At 66.8% G+C, this 208-nt stretch carries 1 pseudogene; it reads right to left on the reverse strand.

The window, feature by feature from the left end:
- Positions 1-208, reverse strand: a pseudogene (locus RB628_RS42445) (hypothetical protein); the annotation flags it as partial.

The following is a 208-nucleotide window of genomic DNA, read 5'->3' on the forward strand; positions in this document are numbered from 1 at the left end:
CAGGAGGTCCAGCGTCGGACCTGGTACTGGCCCAGGCCGGTGATCTGTTTGGCGACTTCATTGTTCTCCTCGATCTTCCAGCGGACCCCGGCCCGGCACACAGCCTCGGTGACCGGGTCGGCGGCGGGGGCATGGACGAGGAAGTACGCGTACTCGTAGTCCACGCGGCCGCCGGCCAGTTGCTTCTTCTCGGTGCTGCGGCGGATCA

It is taken from the genome of Streptomyces sp. ADMS, from assembly GCF_033441795.1.
In the GTDB taxonomy this organism is placed as follows: Bacteria; Actinomycetota; Actinomycetes; order Streptomycetales; family Streptomycetaceae; genus Streptomyces.